The sequence below is a fragment of the Roseateles sp. genome (genome assembly GCF_036486225.1).
Lineage (GTDB): Bacteria > Pseudomonadota > Gammaproteobacteria > Burkholderiales > Burkholderiaceae_C > Roseateles.
On sequence record NZ_DASVNZ010000093.1, the window covers coordinates 20,561 to 39,382 of the forward strand.

The window sequence follows — 18,822 nt, forward strand, 5'->3', positions numbered from 1 at the left end:
CAGCGTTTGCCCCGCTTACAGTTCGCGCATTTGAGCACGCGCGTGTTGGTGACGGGAGACGAGGATCACCCGGCCATGGGGCAAACCCTGTGGAGCGGCGAATCCGAATTCGGTGCCGCCGGCGTGGCATGGGACTGGGTGCGCATGCCTTATGGGGTCGTCTCGATGGTGGACCCGATGGCGCTCGTGACCAACATGCAATTCCTGAACGGCGAAGGCGAGGTGCTCGCGCCGATCGAATCGGCGATCCAGCTCAACGGCATCGTGCACATGCTGCCGTGGCAGGAACAGGTTCAACTGGCGCTCGCCACGCGCCACTGAGTGGGTTCCGGGCCGCCCGCTCATCGCGCCACTGCCGCGCGCATCGAGCGGGCCACCAGCGTCAACCCGGCGATCGTGAGTGCCGCGCCGACGATCACCGTCGGCATCACCTTCGCGAAGGTCAGCGGTTCACCCTTGAGCACCTGCATCATGAGCTGGTTCTGACCCAGCCCGGGTACCCAGAGGTGCCACGAGGCCTCGCCCCCTGGATTGACGATCGCCACCATCGGCGTCAATGCGATGGCGGTGATGACGAGCGTCGTGCTCGCTTGCGCTTCCTTGAAGGTCTTGGTGCGGATCGCCAGCGCCATCAGCACCGCGGACAGCCCAGCGCCCAGCGGGATCTGCAGCAGCAGGAAGCGCAGCGCTTCGCCCCATCCGAACTGGAACATCGCCGCGAGCGCGTCGCTGCGCATCAGCCATTGACCCGGCAGGAAGCTGAGGTTGGACAGCACGGCGACCATCAGTCCCGCCATCAGCACGGCGGCCCACTTGCCCGCGACGATGGCCGAATGCGGCGCCGGGTTGACCAGCAGCGGCTCGAGCGAGCCGCGTTCGCGCTCGCCGGCGGTGCTGTCGAGTGCCGCAGTCAGCGCGCCGTAGAGCACAGCCATCATGATGAACATCGGCAGCATCTGCGTGAGCCGCGTCGAACGTGCCTGCATGCTGGCAAGGTCGCGTTCCTGGACGACGATCGGACGCAGCTGCTGCGCGCCGATGCCGCGCATCGCCAGGGTCAACGTCGCGCGTTCGCTGCTGAAGCCCTGGAGCAGCCGGCTGAGCGACCCCACGCCGGCTTCGGCGCGCTGGTTGGCGCTGTCGCTGACGATCTCCACCGTGGCCGGTTCGCCTCCGGCAAGTTGTGTCTCGAACGCTGCCGGGACGACCAGCACCGGATCGGTCAGCTTCGAATCGCGCAGGCGCGCCTCGTAGTCGGCGGGCGCGGGCTTGATCGTGTAGGTCTGGCGCTCGATGTAGTTGCGCAGCGTGGGTGCATGCTCGATGCCCGCGACGAGCACCTCGCGCTGCTCCGCGCGCTCCTGCAGCGACGCCGCCAGGCCTGACATCAAGGTCAGCATCAACGGCCCCATCAGCACCGACGGGATGAGCAGGCGCAGCAGCGTGCGCCGGTCGCGCAGCGCGTCGAGGATCTCCTTGGCGAAGACCGTGCGGAAGGCTTTGAAGAAGGGACCGTTCATGCGGACTCCAGGCGCGCGGGCGCGGCTTCAGGGAAGGCGAGGTCGACGAAGGCGTCCTCGAAGCGCTGGCGACCGGTCTGTGCGAGCAGCCCGTCGACCGTGCCCGTGGCGACCGAGCGACCGTGGGACATCACGACGACCTGGTCGCAGAGCTGCTCCACCTCTTGCATGATGTGGCTCGAAAAGACGATGCACTTGCCGCCGCCTTCGGGCGAGCGCAGATGGCGCAGCACCTCGCGCAACGCGCGCGTGGCGACGACGTCCAGGCCGTTGGTGGGCTCGTCCAGCACGATGTTGGCCGGATCGTGGACCAGCGCGCGGGCCAGTGCGGTCTTCATCCGCTCACCCTGGCTGAAGCCCTCGGCGCGGCGATCGAGGATCGCCCGCAGATCCAGCAGTTCGGCCAACGATTCGGCGCGCGCCTGCGCCTGCGCCATCGGCATGTCCTGCAGGCGGGCGAAGTAGACGATGTTCTCGCGCGCCGTGAGCCGCGGGTACAGACCGTGCGCGTCACCGAGGATGCCCATCCGGGCCAGCGCCGCACGGGGCTGTTTCAGCACGTCGAGGCCGTCGACCTCGATGCTGCCCTGGTCGGGCGGGAACAGGCCCGCGAGCATCCGCAGCGAGGTCGTCTTGCCCGCGCCGTTGGGGCCGAGCAGTCCGGTGATGCGGCCGTTGGGCGCGTCGAGGTTCAGCTGATCGACGGCGACGACCGTGCGGGCCTTGCCCTTTTTTCCGAACAACGAGGTCAGCGAGCCGCCACCGCGCGTCTCGAAGGTCTTGCGAAGCGCATGCAGGCGGATCATCGGTCGGACTCCCGGGCGGCTGAGGCGGCGGCCGCGATGGCGGCCGGCGTGGGGGGCAGGAAGGCGGGCGGGCGGGGAACGCCCTTGGCGCAGCTCGCGTCCACCTGGAGGGCGTCGGCATCGCGCGGCGCGTCGATGAAGCGGAACAGCACGTCGCGCATGCAGGGCAGCGTCAGCGCGACGCCGTGCCCCGCCGCGCCCACGACGACGTGACGCGCTTGATCCCCCAGGGCCACCTTGACGCGTTGCCCGTGTCGCTGCGGCGTGGCGGGATCGTCGCCGCCGCTGGTGAGCAGGACCGGCGACTTCGCCGGCGGGATCGCATAGAACGCCGGCGGCACATCGCCGCGTGGCCAGGCGCTGCAGACGCGGGCGTAGAGGTCGCGATCCAGGGTGCCGAAGTCGGGCGCGGGCGCCTCGGTCGATGCCGCGATGCGCGGGGCGTCTTCGGCACAGACGACGGAGAAGTGCATGCCCTCGAAGATCCGCATCGACCTCGATCCGCCGCCCAACTGGCCCGCCAGGCCGGCCATCGCGTCGAAGCGCCCGAGGGAGGCCTCGTGCAGCGCCGCTGGCAGCGCGGCCGCGACGCCGGGTGCATACAGCGGCGGCCGGACCAGCCCGAGCAACCCCTCGCGTGTCAGCGTGGCCTCTTCCGGCTGTCCGGTCAGCGGATGGGTGAACGACACCTTGCGCGGCAGGCTCTTGAGGAGCGCCTGCCATTCGGACCGAAGGCCGGGGAAACGCGCGGTGCAGGCCGCGTCTGCGGCACAGGCGGTGAACACGGCGTCCAGCGCGCGTTGCGAGTCCTGCGAGAAGCTGACCGGCAACACCATGTCCGGCGGCGCGACGCCGTCGATGATGCTGCGGCGCACGCGGTCGGGGAACTGCCGCTGGTATTCGAGCGCGGCGCGCGTGCCATAGGACGCGCCGACCAGGTTCCAGCGCTCGGCCCCCAAGGCCGCGCGCACGGCGTCCATGTCCTGCATGGCGATGGTCGTGGTGAAGAAGCGCAGATCGCCGTAAGGCAGCTGCTTCAGCGCGTCGCGGCATTGCTCCAGCAGCCGGACCTTGGCGCCGGGCTTCAGCAGTTCGTCGAGGCTGCGGGTGCTGTTGTCCGGGCAGGCCAGCGGCGCGGAGCGTCCCGTGCCTCGTTGGTCGACGAACACGAGATCGCGCCGGTAGTTCAACCGGGAGAGCCGTGGCATCACGGTGGCCGTCAGCGCGATGGCGCTCTGCCCGGGACCGCCGGCCAGCAGCAGCACCGGGTCCGGCAGCTTGTTGCGCGCCAGCGCGGGCACGACGACGTAGTGGACGTCGATGCGCACACCATCAGGCCGGGCCGGATCGAGCGGCCGCTTGAGACTGCCGCACAGGACCTCCGTGGGCACGCCGTCGACGCGACAGGGCTGCAGGACCTGGGCGGGCGCTTCGGCCCGCGCGCCGCCCCCGCTGAAGGCCGCCAAGGCGGCCGCCGTCATCAGGGCCAGGGCATGCAACGGCCGGGCTCGGGGGGCAGGACTTGCCCCGGGACGCATTGTCATCAACTCGCTCCTCCATGGTGCCCGGCGATTATGGCGAGCAGCAGGGGGCCTTCCGTCAGCTTTCCGATCTGCTTTCCCTGCGTCCGAACATCCCCCATCCCTCCATGCTCATGACCTGTTCGTCCTTCTGGTTGAAGACTTCCCAGCCCGATCGCACCAGGCCGATGGCCGGTCGGCTGCGGCTGGCCTTGGTCTCCATCACGGTCATGCGCACGCGCAGCGTGTCGCCGGGGCGCACCGGCTTGAGCCAGCGCAGGTTGTCGATGCCGGGCGAGCCCTGGCTGGTGGAGTCCAGCAGGTAGGCGTCGCACATCATGCGCATGACCAGCGCGCAGGTCTGCCAGCCGCTGATCGACAGCCCGCCCAGCACGGAGGCGTCGGCGGCGGCCTCGTCGAGGTGCAGCGGCTGCGGATCGTAGGCGGCCGCGAAGGCGAGCCCTTCCTCGCGGTCGACCAGGCGCGAGCCGAACTCGCGCACCTGGCCGACGGTGAAGTCCTCGAACGCATAGGTCTTGGCGGGGGATGCAGTGCTCATGGAGAGGGCCCTTGGACGGGATGTCGACCGGCCGACTGTACGAGTAGGATCGATGCCCCTGAAGGAGACCCCCCATGAAGCTCTACTACAGCCCCGGCGCCTGCTCGCTGTCGCCCCACATCGTCCTGCGCGAGGCCGGCCTGGCCTTCGAACCGGTCCTGGCCAGCACCAAGACCCACAAGCTGCAGGACGGTACCGACTACTACGGCATCAATCCGAAGGGCTACGTGCCGCTGCTGGAACTCGACGACGGCCAGCGCCTCAGCGAAGGCCCGGCGATCATCCAGTACATCGCCGACCAGGCGCCGGGCAAGCAGCTCGCGCCGGCCAACGGCACGATGGAACGCTACCGCCTGCAGGAGTGGCTCAACTTCATCACCACCGAGCTGCACAAGACCTTCAGCCCCCTGTTCAACCCGGCGATCTCCGACGACGCCAAGAGCGTCTTCCGGACCAAGCTGCACGAACGCTTCAAGTGGGTCGACGGTCAGCTCGCCGGCAAGCAGTTCCTGATGGGCGACCAGTTCTCGGTGGCCGACGCCTACCTGTTCACCGTGTCGAACTGGGGCCAGCACGTCGGCGTCGACCTGGCCGGCTACCCGGACCTGGTCGCCTACCGCGGCCGCATCGCGGCGCGCCCGGCAGTCCAGGAAGCGATGAAGGCCGAAGGCCTGCTGAAGCAGGCCTGATGAAGTAGCGCCGGCGCTGTTCTTGCTCCCTCTCCCGCTTGCGGGAGAGGGCAGGGGTGAGGGCCAGCGGCCGCGGCAGTCCCGAAGCCTTCCTGCGAGGTCTCCCGACCTCAGCCCTTCTTCTTGAGCAGCGACTCGCAGGCGCCCTTGTCGCCGGACTCCTGCTTCGCGCAGACGCCGTCCAGCTGGGTGCGCAGACGGCCGAGGGCGGCGTCGTGCTGCCCACCCGCGTTCCACGCCACCAGCTGGCTGCCGACCTTCTGCAGCGAGCGCGCGCTGCGTTCGTAGAACGCGCCCTTGTCCTTCTCGGCCTCGGCCAGCAGCTGCGCCGCGGCCTTCTCGATGCGGGCCGAATCCTGCGGCGCCAGCTCCACCAGCGCGCTCAGATAGTTCGATCCCCATTGCAGGCGGGTGGCCGGGCCTTCGCTCTTGTTGAAGGCCTCCTCGTACCAGCGCAGCGCTTCTTCCTTCTTGCCCTGCTTGCGGGCGTTGCTGCCCAGCGAGCTCATCAGGTAGTACGGGCTGTGGCTCTTGGCGATGCTGGCCTTCAGCAGCGCATCGCTGTCGCTCCACAGGCCGGCGCGTCCGAGCAGATAGGCCGCCGACGTGATCACCGCCTGACGCTCGTAGCCGTCGGTGACCTCCTTGTCGACCTTGGCGGCGTGTGCCTTGGCCTCGGCCAGCAACGGGGCGGGCAGCTTGGGCGCGAGTTCGTCCTTCTTCTGGTCCAGGCGCGCCAGTTCGACGCGCGCCAGCAGCGACTGCAGCCGGTCGGCGCGCGACAGCGTGGCGTCGGCCTCGAAGCGCTTCAGCGCCACATCGAACTTCGCGATCAGCGCCTGGCGGTCCGATCCGGCCGCGGGCGCGAGCGCGCGCACGATGTCGTCGCCGTTGTTGCTCAGCACGTCCATCTGCGCGCGGGCGCCGGCCGGGTCGGCCAGCACCTGCTCGACTCGGGCGCGCAGCGCGGCGTCCGCCTTCAGCGAGCCGCCGCCTTCCGTGGCGGCCAGCGCCTTCAGCCACAGACGGGTCGTGGTCTCGTCGTCGACGCCCTGGCTCGTGGCGGCCAGCTTGGCCAGCAGCGCCGGACGCTGCGCGGCGGGCACCAGCTGCTGCTCATCCGTTTCCCAGGAGTAGAAGCCCAGCAGCTTCCACTCGTTGGCGGAGATCTTCTTGCCGGCCTGCGCATCGGCCAGCACGGTCTTCACCGGACGTCCGCCGGCGAGACCCAGCTGCAGCACGCGCAGCACCTGCGGCGCGTCGACCTCGCCGGGCAGGCGGGTCAGCTCCTGGCCATCGTTGCTGAACAGGATCATGGTCGGGTAGCCGCGCACCTTGAAGCGCGCGCCCAGGCGCTGGGCGCCGGGGTTGTCGCCGTCGATGTGGACCGCGACGAAGGCACGCGACTGCTCGATGAAGTCGGCGCGATTGAACAGCGTCGCCTTGAGCTGGTTGCAGGGCGGGCACCACTTGGCGCCCCAGTACAGCAGCACCGGCTTCTTCTCGCCGCGGGCCTGGGTGAAGGCGCGCTCGATGTCCGCGTCGCCGGAAGCCTCCTGCCACGACACCGAAGCCGAAGCGCTGGCGGCGGTCGCCGCGGGCATCAGGGCCGGCAGCGCGCCTATCGTGGACAGCGCCGCGGCCAGGGCGGTCAGGCGGGCGGCCGAGCGGAGACGACGGGCCATCGAGGTGTGGAAAGTCATGGCGGTGATCGCGGCCTCGTGAGCCGGCCAATGTCGAGGAAAGGCGGCATTGTGGCGCCGCGCCGGCCAACCCGATATGCGGGACGCTTCTAACCTTTCTTGGCGCGCAGGATGGCGCCGCGCTCCAGGCTGGCCGGCGACCAGTGCTGGCGGACGTCGTAGTACTCCGGCATGGCCACGGCGTCGGACGGCAACTGGACCCACGGCTGCTTGGAGGCGGTGAAGACATGGATGTCCGGCGGCAGGCGGTCGGGCTCATCCAGCGTGCCGACGCGCACGAAGCGCACCGCGTCGCCGCCTCCGGCGTAGTTGCTCCAGACGGCGATCGCGCAGCTGGGGCAGCGCCAGATCTTCTGGCCCTTGCCGCTTTCGCTCGGGTTCATGAACGGGACCGGCTCGCCCGCCAGCAGTTCGACGCGATCGGCCTCGATCATCGCGTTGAGCGCGAAGGCCGCGCCGCTCGCGCGCTGGCACCAGCGGCAGTGGCAGCAATGGACGATCAGCGGTCGGCTGGTCATCCGGTAGCGGACCTGGCGGCAGTCGCAGCCACCCTCGAACGTCTCTGGCGCGTCGGTCATGGGAATCTCCTCCGTGATGCGAGGCGCGCAGGATAGCGGCCCGGAGACGGCCGATGCGCCGGGGCGGCGCCGCACGAACCGGGGACGACGGAGGTCACGCGTCTGCCGGACCTCAGACCTCGCCCAGCAGGTCCTGACCCTCGTCGAGCGATGGGGGCTCCGGCGTCGCCTTGGCCAGCGCCATCCAGGTCGCGAAGTCCGGTTTCATCGCGCGGCGCGGCGCGGGTCGGCCCAGTTCGAAGCGCACGCCGTCGCCGCCGTTCAGCTCATGCGCGAACAGCACGCCGAAGGCCGGCGGAATCTCCTCGACCTCGGCGAGGCCGGCGCGCAGCACGTACCAGCATTGCCCGCCCAGCGCGAGATAGGCCTGGGACTTCGCCGGGCGGCGGAGTTCCGACAACAGGTCCGACCGGCTGACCTTGATCTCGTGCACGGCGGGTTCGAGGTAGTCCTCGACGGTGGTGTTGCGCACCGAATAGACATCCGGCATCGCATTCACCCATCGCATCCGTTCCGGCTCGTCCTCGCGCGGCAGGCCCGCGCGCAGCGACAGCCCGCGCCAGACGACGCGCCCCGCGCGTTGCAGCTCGACCGCCATGCGGGCGACCAGGTCCTCGTGACGGTCGCGGGCCGTGCGGTTCTTCTGGAGCCCGTGGTGCAGCGCGTCGATGCCCGGCGAGGTCAGCCGCAAGGTCTCCCGGCCGTGCGGATCGACCCGGCGTTCAAGCCAGCCGAGCGCCAGCAGTTCCACCTCCAGCATGTCCTGGCAGGGCCAGCCGGCCGAGCGCCAGAGCTGGCGCAGGCGGCGGACCTGGATCACGGTCGGGCGGAGAGGCGTCGTCGACATCCCGCGATGTTGCCGCAGGCGCCGGACGAAGGGCGTCAGCAGCGAGGGACGAAAAAAAAGGCCACGCCTCGTGAGAGGACGTGGCCAACAGGGAGGAGGTTGCACCGGACCGCGGTCGTCGTGACCGCCGCGCCGGGACGCGCGTTCAGTGGTCCGGGGCCGGGATCCGTTCCCGGCCTGTCGACGCGCCGCGGCGCGTCAGGGGATCAGTTGGACGAGCGCTCGCGGCGGAGCGAACCGACCATCGCGTTGCTGTCGCCCATCACGAACACGGTGTAGACGTAGCCCGCCTGGATGCCCAGTTCGCTCAGGCTGTAGACCGGCGTCGTCGAGGACGGCGAGGTCACCGTCAGCAGCGCGGACGTCGACGCCGACGTCGTCTGCGGCGATGACGAGGTGCCGGCCACCACGTTCGAGGCGAGGGCGCTGTAGTCGACGTTCAGCGTCAGGCCGGTGGTGGCGCTCGCCACGCCGTTGACCAGGCGGATCTTGGCCGTCGTTGTCGGATTGGTCGGCAGTCGGTTGTCGTCGGTCAGGACTGCCAGCTTCGGATCGGCCGCCGTGCCCCACACCATCAGCGTGTAGTCGCTGCCCGCGGTCAGCGTCGGCTTCGTGAACGACATCAGGGCGCCGTTGACATAGACCGACAGGTCGGCGGCGCCAGCCGTCACCGTCGTGTAGTCGCCGATCGTGGGCGCCACCGAAGTCGGCATCAGCGGGGTCTGACCGATGGCGCCCGACACCAGCGCGCTGCTGCCCACCGCGGCCACCAGGCGGGCCCGGACGGTCGTGTTGGGGAAGTTGGCGGTCGCGCCCTGCTGCAGCAGCTGGATGCCGTTGACCAGCACGCCGCCGGTGCTGCCCGTGAGGATCAGCGTCGAGACGCCGGCCGACGGCAGTGTGATGCTGGGGATGTCCAGCCGCAGGTCGGTCTTGGAACTGGCGGCGGTCATGCGGACCCGGAAGGTGCCGCTGTTGAGCGTGATGTAGCCGCTGCCCGAGCCGGTCGCGATGGCGCTCGCCACGGTCGACGCGCCGTCCAGGGACTCATCGGCGCCGGTCACGTACACGTCCATGGCGCCGGCGTCCGGCGCCAGGTTCAGCACCAGCAGCTTGGACTTGCCGGTGGCAGGCACTTCCTGGTCCTCCTGGAGCAGGGTCGTGCGCACCGACCCGGCCGAGCCGTACGCGATCATCGTGTAGTGGCTGCCGGAGGCCAGCGACGGCGTCGACGACGACAGCGTGCTGCCCACGTTGTTGCTCTGCACCTCGGTGCCGGTCGCGTCCGTCTTCACGTCCGCATAGCTGCCCACGCCGGCGTAGGTCACGCCGGAGTTCACTGTCGTGCTGTCCACGGCCATGTCCAGCGCGGCGTAGCCGATGCTGGCGTTGAGGAGGCGCATCTGCGCCGAGCTGCTGTCACCGCCGCCGCCGCAGGCGGCCAGCAGGGCGGCGGTGGCCACGCTCAGGCCCCAGGCCCAGGTCTTGAATCGCATCGTCCGACACTCCGATTGAGAATGCGGCGATTGAACGCGGGTCGTGTTGCTGGGGCTTGTGGCCGCTTGCCAGCTTTGTGAATTTCGATATCAGCGTCGACACAGAGTTGCGGGCGCCCAGCCGAGGCCGAGGGCGCCGCCCTGGTACCACCTCTCTAAACTAAACGCTGAACGCGCGCGAGGTCCGGCGCTAGCATCCGCGCGATGAACGCCTACCCGCAGCTGCTGTCGCCCCTGGACCTGGGCTTCACGACCCTCAAGAACCGCGTGCTGATGGGCAGCATGCACACCGGGCTCGAGGACTCGCGCAAGCACATCGACCGCCTGGCTGAATACTTCGCCGAGCGCGCCCGCGGCCAGGTCGGTCTGATCGTCACCGGCGGCTACGCGCCCAACATCGCCGGCTGGACCAAGCCCTTCGCGGGCACGCTGATGACTGGCGGCGCCGCGCGGCGGCACCAGGCCATCACGCGCGCCGTGCACGGCGAGGGCGGCAAGATCGCGCTGCAGATCCTGCACACCGGCCGCTACGGCTACCACCCGTTCAATGTGGCGCCGTCGGCGCTGAAGTCCCCGATCTCGCCGTTCACGCCGCATGCGCTGAGCGAGCGCGGCATCGAGCGCCAGATCCGGGCCTTCGTCCGCTGCGCCGTGCTGGCGCGCGAGGCCGGCTATGACGGCGTCGAGGTGATGGGCTCCGAGGGCTACTTCATCAACCAGTTCCTGATCGCTGCGACGAACCAGCGCACCGACGCCTGGGGCGGCGACTTCGAACGCCGCATGCGCCTGCCGGTCGAGATCCTCACCCGCATGCGCGAGGCCGTCGGTCCCGACTTCATCATCATCTACCGCCTGTCGATGCTGGACCTGGTGCCCGACGGCGGGAACTGGGACGAGGTGCTGCAGCTGGCGCGCGCCGTCGCGAAGGCCGGCGCCACGATCATCAACACCGGCATCGGCTGGCACGAGGCCCGCATTCCGACCATCGCCACCAGCGTGCCGCGCGCGGGCTTCGCCTGGGTGACGAAGAAGCTGCGCGACCAGTTGCACGCCGAAGGCATCCGCACGCCGCTGATCACCAGCAACCGGATCAACACGCCCGAGGTCGCCGAGTCGGTGCTGGCCGACGGCTCGGCGGACATGGTGTCGATGGCGCGTCCGCTGCTGGCCGATCCCGCCTTCGTGCGCAAGGCCGCGGAGGGGCGTGCCGACGAGATCAACACCTGCATCGCTTGCAACCAGGCCTGCCTGGACCACGTCTTCAAGCAGGAGGTGGCCTCCTGCCTCGTGAATCCGCGCGCGGGTCACGAGACCTTGCTGCGCATCGTTCCCGTCGCTGCGGGCCAGCCGCGCAAGCGCGTCGCCGTCGTCGGCGCGGGACCGGCCGGCCTAGCCGCCGCGACGACGCTCGCGGAGCGCGGTCACCACGTCACGCTGATCGACGCCGCGCAAGAGATCGGCGGCCAGTTCAACCTCGCCAAGCGGATCCCCGGCAAGGAGGAGTTCCACGAGACGCTGCGCTACTTCAAGCGACGGCTGGAACTGCTCGGTGTCACGCCCCAGTTGGGGCGCCGCGTGACGGCCGAGGACCTGATGGACTACGACGAGGTGCTGCTCGCCACCGGCGTGACACCGCGCGACCCGCGCATCCCCGGACAGGACGACGGCGTCGCCCGGGGCCAGGTCTTGACCTACCTCGAAGTCCTGCGCGGCGAGAAGCCGGTCGGACGCCGCGTCGCCGTCGTGGGCGCGGGCGGCATCGGCTTCGATGTGGCGGAATTCCTGCTGGAGCAGGGCCACTCGCTGGCGCTGGATGCGCCAGCGTGGCGCAAGCACTGGGGCGTCGGCGATCCCGAACAGACGCGCGGTGGTCTCGCGCGTCCGCAACCGGAGCCTGCCGAGCGCGAAGTCACGCTGCTGCAGCGACGCGCCGGCAAGCTCGGCGCGGGTCTGGGCAAGACCACGGGATGGATCCATCGCGCCGCGTTGAAGACGCACGGTGTACGGATGGTCGGCGGTGTCCAGTACGAGCGCATCGACGAGCACGGTCTGTGGATCAGTCAGGGCGAAGATCGCACCGATCCCGAGCGCATCGACTGCGACACCATCGTGCTGTGCGCGGGTCAGGAACCGCTGCGCGAACTCGAAGCGCCGTTGCGCGCGGCGGGCCGGTCGGTGCAGCTGATCGGCGGTTCGGCCGAGGCGAAAGAATTGGATGCAAAGCGTGCAATCCTGCAGGGAACGCGAGTGGCGGCCTCGCTGTAACCCCTAGCTACATTTTCCGACCGGCGTCGATACTCCGCCGGTCGTGCATGAGGGAACGTCCACCACCCGTGGACGACGCCGACATGGGGCCAGCTGTTGCCCCTCCATTCATAAAAAGATCCTTGGGTGAGCCATGCGTCTTCGCCTGAACCGTCGTTGGGGATGCCTTGTCGTGTCCGCGCTGCTGCCTGCGTGCCTGAGCACGTCGGCGTGGGCGGGCGCGTCCGCGTCCGTCCCCGCGGCGGTGCCGTCCGCGGCGCGGGCCATGGTGGCGCAACTGCCGGCGTGGATCGACTCCGGCTCCACCGTGTTCTGGCTGGGCGCCGGCTGCGTGATCGGCGGCCTGACGCTGGGCGTGATGGTCAGCCTGTTCGTGCAGCAGCGCGGCCGTCTGCACCGGCGTCGCGAGGAACTCAAGCGCGTCCGCCATGAACGCGCCCGCCTCAGCGCCCTGCTGAACGCGATCCCCGATCCGATGTATTTCAAGGACGCCAACGGCGCCTATGAGGGCTGCAATCCGGCCTTCGAGCGCGCCGTCGGCCTCACCGAGCAGGAACTGATCGGCCGCCGCGACGCCGACCTGCCGAATCCTCCGGGCTGGGTCGACACGCAGTCCGACGGCCGTCTCCTGACCTGGCGCGACGACACCTCCAACGCCGGCAGCGGGGCGCGTTGCCTGGACGTCTCCAGCGCCCGCGTGTTCGACGACGACCAGTACCTCGGCCAGGTCGCCATCGCACGCGACGTGACCCAGCTGCAGCAGGCCACCGACGCCGCACGCCGCGCCGCCACCGTGTACGAGCACTGCGGCGAAGGCATCATGGTCATCGACCACGAGTTGCGCATCGTCGATGTCAATCCGGCGCTGGTCGCCATGGTCGGCCACGACCGGCAGACGCTGCTGGGCAAGCGTCCGCTGCTGCTGCGCGACGCCGAGCAGGATCCTGAGAAGCTGCGCGCGTTGTGGGCCGACATCGAGACCCGCGGCAAGTGGAGTGGCGAGGTCACCGAGCGCCACAAGAACGGCGACTCGATCCCGATGTGGGCGACCTTCGTGAAGGTGCCGGCGCCCTCGGGCGATCCGGAGCAGGTGCAGTACCTCAGCGTGCTGACCGACATCTCCCGCATCAAGCAGACCGAGGCCGAACTGCTGCACCAGTCGCTGCACGACAGCCTGACCGGCCTGCCCAATGCGGCGCTGCTGCGCGACCGCATCGCGCGCCAGGTCGGCAACGCCCAGCGCGAGCACACCTGCGTGGCCGTGCTGTACATCGACCTGGACGGTTTCCGCGACGTCAACGACATCGCCGGCCATGCCGCGGGCGACCAGGTGCTGCTGACGGCGGCGGCGCGTTTCGCCAACGTCACCCGCCTGAGCGATTCGGTGGCGCGGGTCGGCGCCGATGAATTTGTCGTCGTGCTGTCGGGTCTGGTCGACGAAGAGACCGCGATGCGGCTCGGCGACCGGCTGATCCAGGCGATGGACGAGCCCATCCTCATCGACCACCACCGCTTCAATGTCGGCGCCAGCATCGGTCTGGCGCTGTTCCCGGCCGACGGCACGCACGTCGACGAACTGCTGCGCAACGCCGAGGTCGCCATGGTGCGCGCCAAGCTGCATGCACGCGGTTCGGTCCAGGCCTACCGGCCGGAGCTGACGCAGGCGGTGCAGCAGCGCTTCGAGCTGACGCACGCGTTGCGCCAGGCCAACGAGGCCGCGCAGTTCCGACTCGAATATCAACCGCAGGTGCGCCTGAGCGACGGCGCACTGATCGGCGCGGAGGCGCTGCTGCGCTGGCGCCATCCCACGCGTGGCCCCATCTCGCCGGCAGACTTCATTCCGCTGGCTGAAGAGACCGGCCTGATCATCCCGATCGGCCGTTGGGTGCTGGAGCAGGCCTGCGCGCAGGTGGCGCGCTGGCAGGGCCAGGAAGGCAAGCCGCAGCAGATCGCGGTCAACGTCTCGGCGCGGCAGCTGCGCCAGCCGGATTTCATCGAGACGCTGGACTTCGTCCTCGGCGAGACCGGCTGCCCGCCCAGCGCGCTGGAGCTGGAGGTCACCGAGAGCCTGCTGCTCGAGGACGCGGAGCAGGCCATCAGCCTGCTGACGCGGATCTCCAAGCGCGGCGTGCGCATCGCGATCGACGATTTCGGCACCGGCTATTCATCGCTGGCCTACCTGAAGCGGATGCCGGTCAGCACGCTGAAGATCGACCGCAGCTTCGTCAACGAGCTCAGCAGCGATGCCAACGTCGCCGCGATCGCCCGCACGGTCATCGTGCTGGCGCGCAGCCTCAACCTCGATGTGCTGGCCGAGGGCGTCGAGACGATCGAGCAGGCCGAGTGGCTGCGTCGCGAGGGCTGCGACTGGGCGCAGGGCTGGTACTACGGCCGGCCGATGCCGCCGGAGGACTTCGTCGTCACGCCGCCGCCCGAGCCGCTGCGCCGCGCGCCCAAGCGTCTGCAGCTGGCCTGATCGGCCGGTCGACGGGCCACGGCCCGATCACACATCGCCATCACTGTTCATCCGCCGCCGCGGCGTTGCCGGCGTCGAAGCCGTGGGCGCCGAGGGAGCGGCGGGCGCTTCCGCCCACACGCGCCATTCCTTGGCGCTGACCTCGCGCACCTCCAGGCCGCGACGCAGGATGAAGCTGGAGTCGTGCCAGCTTTCCACCGGGCCGGCGAGCGATCGTCGCGGGGGCGGCTCGGCGCCGAAGTCGGAATCGCCGAAGCTGCTGCCGCTGTCGGAATAGCGGCTGTCGCCATGGCTGAACCGGCTGTCGCCGTAGTGGCTGGGCAGCTCGCTGTCGGGTCCGCCGCCCGCGAATGGCCTGGACGCGGCGCGCGGGAGCTGGGACGGGGACTGGGAGGACCGGTACTTCATCTCGGAAACCTCAGGATCACGGGAGAGGCACTCCATGGTGATCCTGTCGCAGCCCGTACGTCAGCCCGCAGATGGAGGGGCTGGCGGGGGGGGACATCTCCCCCTTGAATTCGCTTGCAATCCTCGGCGGTGTGTGGAAATCACAAGGACAGCGCCATCCCGGTCGCTGTCCCCTTCGCCGTCTCCATCGCGTTCCGATGACCGTCTCGAGGGTCGCCTTGCTCAGAGCGGCAACGCGGTCGTGTTCTTCACTTCTTCCATCACCGCGTAGGTCCGGGTCTCACGGACGCCGGGGAGCGTCCAGATCACTGCGCCGATGAACTCGCGGTAGGCGGCCATGTCCGACACCCGGGTCTTGAGCAGGTAGTCGAAGCCGCCCGCGACCAGATGGCACTCCAGGATCTCCGGCCGGGCCTGCACCGCGGCGCGGAAGTTGTCCATGACGTCGTGCACCGTGCGGTCGAGCAGGATCTCGATGAACACCAGCATCTGCGCGCCCAGCTTGGCCGGGTTGAGCCTGGCCTCGTAGCCGAGGATGAAGCCGTCGCGGGTCAGGCGGCGCACGCGCTCCAGCACCGCCGTCGCGGACATCTGCACCTCCTCGGCCAGCTTCAGGTTGCTGATGCGCCCATCCTGCTGCAGCAGCCCCAGGATGCGGCGATCGATCTTGTCCAGGTCCTCGAGGCTGCTCATGCTGGATTCCCTCCGGCGAACGTCAGAAACATTGGAGAGTAATTCGGTGCGTTAGTTTCTAAACTCCCGCTATTCGCTAGGGGAGCGCCCCTCGCACGAACATCCGAGGATTCTATGACCGCCTTTTCCCTCCCGCCGGAGACCTCCCGCCTGCCAGACCCGTACCGCGAGGAACTGCCCCTGGTGCGCGCGCTGGCCGCCGAGATGCAGGCGCTGAACTGGCAAACGGTGGTAGATCAGGCGAGGCCCTGGGTGCAGCAGGTGCGCGGCAATCCGGCGCCGTTCTGGGCGATGGAATCGCTGCTGCGCGAGTACCCGATCACCAGCGCCGAAGGCCTGGCACTGATGCGCCTGGCGGAAGCCCTGCTGCGCGTGCCCGACGCCGAGACCGCGATCGCGCTGACCGCCGACCAGCTCGGCCGCGCGGACTTCGACGGCGCCTCGGACGGTCCGCACAAGATGCTGGCCGGCCTGGCGGCGAGCGCGATCTCGCTGTCCAAGAAGTTCCTGCCGGATGCCGAGGCCGATTCGGGCCTGATGAAGCGGCTGGGCGCGCAGACGGTGGTCGCTGCGACGGTGCGCGCCATCCAGCTGCTGGGTCGCCAGTTCGTGCTGGGCCGCAACATCCAGGAAGCGATGAAGGAAGCAGACGCCGCGCGCAAGGTGCAGGCTCAACTCCGTTTCTCCTACGACATGCTGGGCGAGGGCGCCCGCACTGAACGTGACGCCGAGCGCTACCAGGCCTCCTACCTGAACGCGATTGCCGCCATCGCGGCCGGCCGCAAGGCCGAATCGCCGGAAGGCAGCGACGGCATCTCGATCAAGCTGTCGGCGCTGTTCTCCCGCTACGAGGTCCTGCAACGCGAGCGCGTCTACGCCGAACTGCTGCCGCGCGTGTGGCAGCTCGTCGAGAAGGCCGCTCAGGCCAACATCAACCTGACCATCGACGCCGAGGAAGTCGACCGGCTCGAGCTCTCGCTGGAGCTGCTCGACACGCTGGCGGCGCGCATCGCGACGCATTTCCCGCAATGGCGCGGCTTCGGCCTCGCGGTGCAGGCGTACCAGACGCGTGCCCGCGACGTCGTGGAAGCGGTCGCCGCGATCGCCCGCAAACATGGGCTGAAGTTCATGGTGCGCCTCGTGAAGGGCGCCTACTGGGACGGCGAGATCAAGCGCGCGCAGGAGCAGGGTCTGCCGTTCTACCCGGTCTACACGCACAAGCCCCACACCGACGTCTCCTACCTGGCCTGCGCCCAGGCGCTGCTCCGGCACCACGACGTCATCTACCCGCAGTTCGCCACCCACAACGCCGGCACGGTCGCCGCCATCCTGCAGATGGCGCGCTCGTTGGGCGCCAAGTTCGAGATGCAGCGCCTGCATGGCATGGGCGAGGGCGTCTATCGCGAAGTGCTGAAGGACGGCTCGATTCCTTGCCGCGTCTACGCGCCGGTCGGCGAGCATCGCGACCTGCTCGCCTATCTGGTCCGTCGCCTGCTGGAGAACGGCGCCAACTCGTCGTTCGTGCACCAGCTGGCCGACCCGACCGTCGCGCCGGAAGAGCTGCTGTCCTCGCCGATGACGGAGATCCGCGACGAGGCCTCGCTGCCGTTGCCCATCGACTTGTACCGCGACACGGCGGGCCGCGGCCGCGACAACTCGTCGGGCCTGGACCTCGCCGTGCCGGAGCAGCGCCAGGTCTTGCTGGACGCCTTGGCAGCCGGCACGGTGCCGGCCATGGTCGAGGCGACGGCGGAAGAGGTCGACGCGGTCATGACGCGCCTGCAAGGCGGCTTCGCCGGCTGGAACGCGACGCCGGTCGCCGAGCGCGCCGCCGTGCTGCGCCGCGCCGCCGACGCGCTGCAGGCGCAACTGCCGCAGTACTGCGCGCTGCTGGTCAAGGAGGCCTACAAGAGCCTGGGCGACGCGATCAGCGAGGTGCGCGAGGCCATCGACTTCCTGCGCTACTACGCCGATGAAGCCGAGCGCCTGGCTGCCGACGGTGTCGCGTTGAACGGGCGCGGCGTGTTCGTCTGCATCTCGCCGTGGAACTTCCCGCTGGCGATCTTCGCCGGTCAGGTGGTCGCGGCACTGGCCGCCGGCAACGCCGTCGCTGCCAAGCCCGCCGAGCAGACCCCGGTCGTCGCGCGCGAGTGCGTGGCGCTGCTGCATGCGGCCGGTGTTCCGGTCGATGCGGTGCAACTGGTGCACGGCCGCGGCGAAACGGTCGGCGCGCGCCTTGTCGCCGCGCCGCAGACGGCGGGCGTGTGCTTCACCGGCTCGACGCAGGTCGCCCAGATCATCAATCGCCAGTTGGCAGCCAAGCCCGGCGCCGCCGCGCTGCCGCTGATCGCCGAGACCGGCGGCCTGAACGCGATGATCGTGGACTCGACGGCGCTACCGGAGCAGGTCATCGATGCCGTCGTGCAATCGGCCTTCCGCAGCGCCGGTCAGCGCTGCTCGGCGCTGCGCCTGCTGGCGGTGCACGAGGCGGTCGCCGACGGCGTCATCGAAATGCTGCGCGGCGCGGTGAAGGAACTGCGCGTCGGCGATACGGCGGACCTCGCGACCGACGTCGGCCCGCTGATCGACGACGAGGCCTTCGAGGGCGTGTCCAAGGACGTCCAGCGGCTCAAGCGCGAGGCCACGTTGATCGCCGAGGCGGTGCCGGCCGACGGTTGCGCGCGCCTGCTGGCGCCGGTGGCGGTCGAGCTGCCGACGATCGCTTCGCTGAAGAAGGAGATCTTCGGTCCGGTGCTGCATGTGGTGCGCTGGAGCGGCGACGTCGACGGCGTCGTGCGCGAGATCAATGCGCTGGGCTACGGCCTGACGCTGGGCATCCAGACCCGCATCGACAGCCGCGCGTTGCGGCTCGCGTCGGAAGCGCGCATCGGCAACGTCTACGTGAACCGCAACATCATCGGCGCGGTCGTCGGCGTGCAGCCGTTCGGCGGCGAAGGCATGTCCGGCACCGGCCCGAAGGCCGGCGGCCCGCACTACCTGCTGCGCTTCGTCGCGCAGCCGAAGGTGGAGGCCGCCGCCGAGGCGCCGGCGCTGTCGACGACCGGCGCGGGGGCCGACCTGTCGCCGCTGTTCACTGCGCATGAAGGCTGGGCCGAGCGGCCCGTTGATGAACGCGCGACGGCGCTGGAGCGCTCCGCCGCCGGCCAGGGTCCCGTGGTCGCCGGGGCGTGGCGCACGTTGGCCGCCGGTGCGCGTCGCACCCTGATCGACGTGTAGCTGCCGGGCCCGACCGGCGAAAGCA

15 protein-coding genes are annotated in these 18,822 nt (G+C 69.7%); 5 read left to right on the top strand and 10 right to left on the bottom strand.

The annotated features are described in order from the left end of the window. The first annotated feature begins 30 nt into the window (after positions 1-30). A complete protein-coding gene (locus VF536_RS07060) occupies positions 31-321 on the top strand; it encodes a hypothetical protein (RefSeq protein WP_331614106.1) in 291 nt (96 codons plus the stop codon). A gap of 20 nt (positions 322-341) precedes the next feature. Here VF536_RS07060 and VF536_RS07065 read toward each other — a convergent pair whose 3' ends face one another. The 4 genes from VF536_RS07065 to VF536_RS07080 form a co-directional block, all read right to left on the bottom strand. Continuing rightward, positions 342-1,520 carry an ABC transporter permease gene (locus VF536_RS07065; RefSeq protein WP_331614107.1) on the bottom strand — a complete coding sequence of 393 codons (1,179 nt, stop codon included), beginning with the start codon at positions 1,518-1,520 and terminating at the stop codon, positions 342-344. Then, entirely contained in the window at positions 1,517-2,326 is an 810-nt protein-coding gene (locus VF536_RS07070; RefSeq protein ID WP_331614108.1) for an ATP-binding cassette domain-containing protein, read from the bottom strand. The genes VF536_RS07065 and VF536_RS07070 overlap by 4 nt, the downstream gene beginning before the upstream one ends. After that, positions 2,323-3,825 carry an alpha/beta hydrolase gene (locus VF536_RS07075; RefSeq protein ID WP_331614109.1) on the bottom strand — a complete coding sequence of 501 codons (1,503 nt, stop codon included), beginning with the start codon at positions 3,823-3,825 and terminating at the stop codon, positions 2,323-2,325. The genes VF536_RS07070 and VF536_RS07075 overlap by 4 nt, the downstream gene beginning before the upstream one ends. Before the next feature lie 100 nt (positions 3,826-3,925). Further along, positions 3,926-4,405, bottom strand: coding sequence for a MaoC family dehydratase (locus VF536_RS07080; RefSeq protein WP_331614110.1), 480 nt, complete (start codon positions 4,403-4,405; stop codon positions 3,926-3,928). A gap of 74 nt (positions 4,406-4,479) precedes the next feature. Between VF536_RS07080 and gstA the strand changes: the two genes are divergently transcribed. Next, positions 4,480-5,094, top strand: coding sequence for a glutathione transferase GstA (gene gstA / locus VF536_RS07085; RefSeq protein ID WP_331614111.1), 615 nt, complete (start codon positions 4,480-4,482; stop codon positions 5,092-5,094). A gap of 110 nt (positions 5,095-5,204) precedes the next feature. Here gstA and VF536_RS07090 read toward each other — a convergent pair whose 3' ends face one another. From VF536_RS07090 to VF536_RS07105, 4 genes are all read right to left on the bottom strand, one after another. Beyond that, positions 5,205-6,797, bottom strand: coding sequence for a thioredoxin family protein (locus tag VF536_RS07090; protein WP_331614112.1), 1,593 nt, complete (start codon positions 6,795-6,797; stop codon positions 5,205-5,207). Between the two features lie 89 nt (positions 6,798-6,886). Beyond that, entirely contained in the window at positions 6,887-7,375 is a 489-nt protein-coding gene (locus tag VF536_RS07095; protein ID WP_331614113.1) for a GFA family protein, read from the bottom strand. A 112-nt stretch (positions 7,376-7,487) separates the two neighbouring features. Beyond that, complete coding sequence (locus tag VF536_RS07100; protein WP_331614114.1) at positions 7,488-8,222, bottom strand: hypothetical protein; 735 nt, start codon at positions 8,220-8,222, stop codon at positions 7,488-7,490. Positions 8,223-8,428: 206 nt separating this feature from the next. Then, the gene (locus VF536_RS07105) at positions 8,429-9,718 is read right to left on the bottom strand and encodes a DUF4397 domain-containing protein (RefSeq protein WP_331614115.1); all 1,290 of its coding nucleotides are present in this window, start codon (positions 9,716-9,718) and stop codon (positions 8,429-8,431) included. A gap of 204 nt (positions 9,719-9,922) precedes the next feature. Here VF536_RS07105 and VF536_RS07110 point away from each other — a divergent pair, with 204 nt between their 5' ends. Further along, positions 9,923-11,983 carry an NADPH-dependent 2,4-dienoyl-CoA reductase gene (locus VF536_RS07110; protein ID WP_331614116.1) on the top strand — a complete coding sequence of 687 codons (2,061 nt, stop codon included), beginning with the start codon at positions 9,923-9,925 and terminating at the stop codon, positions 11,981-11,983. Positions 11,984-12,155: 172 nt separating this feature from the next. Further along, the gene (locus VF536_RS07115) at positions 12,156-14,459 is read left to right on the top strand and encodes a sensor domain-containing protein (protein WP_331614117.1); all 2,304 of its coding nucleotides are present in this window, start codon (positions 12,156-12,158) and stop codon (positions 14,457-14,459) included. Positions 14,460-14,486: 27 nt separating this feature from the next. Here the strand turns inward: VF536_RS07115 and VF536_RS07120 are convergent, their stop codons facing one another. Then, entirely contained in the window at positions 14,487-14,867 is a 381-nt protein-coding gene (locus VF536_RS07120; protein ID WP_331614118.1) for a hypothetical protein, read from the bottom strand. Between the two features lie 222 nt (positions 14,868-15,089). Further along, a complete protein-coding gene (locus VF536_RS07125; protein WP_088387328.1) occupies positions 15,090-15,560 on the bottom strand; it encodes an Lrp/AsnC ligand binding domain-containing protein in 471 nt (156 codons plus the stop codon). A 114-nt stretch (positions 15,561-15,674) separates the two neighbouring features. Here VF536_RS07125 and VF536_RS07130 point away from each other — a divergent pair, with 114 nt between their 5' ends. Further along, on the top strand, positions 15,675-18,797 hold the full coding sequence (locus VF536_RS07130) for an L-glutamate gamma-semialdehyde dehydrogenase (RefSeq protein ID WP_331614119.1): 3,123 nt from the start codon (positions 15,675-15,677) through the stop codon (positions 18,795-18,797). Positions 18,798-18,822 lie beyond the last annotated feature (25 nt).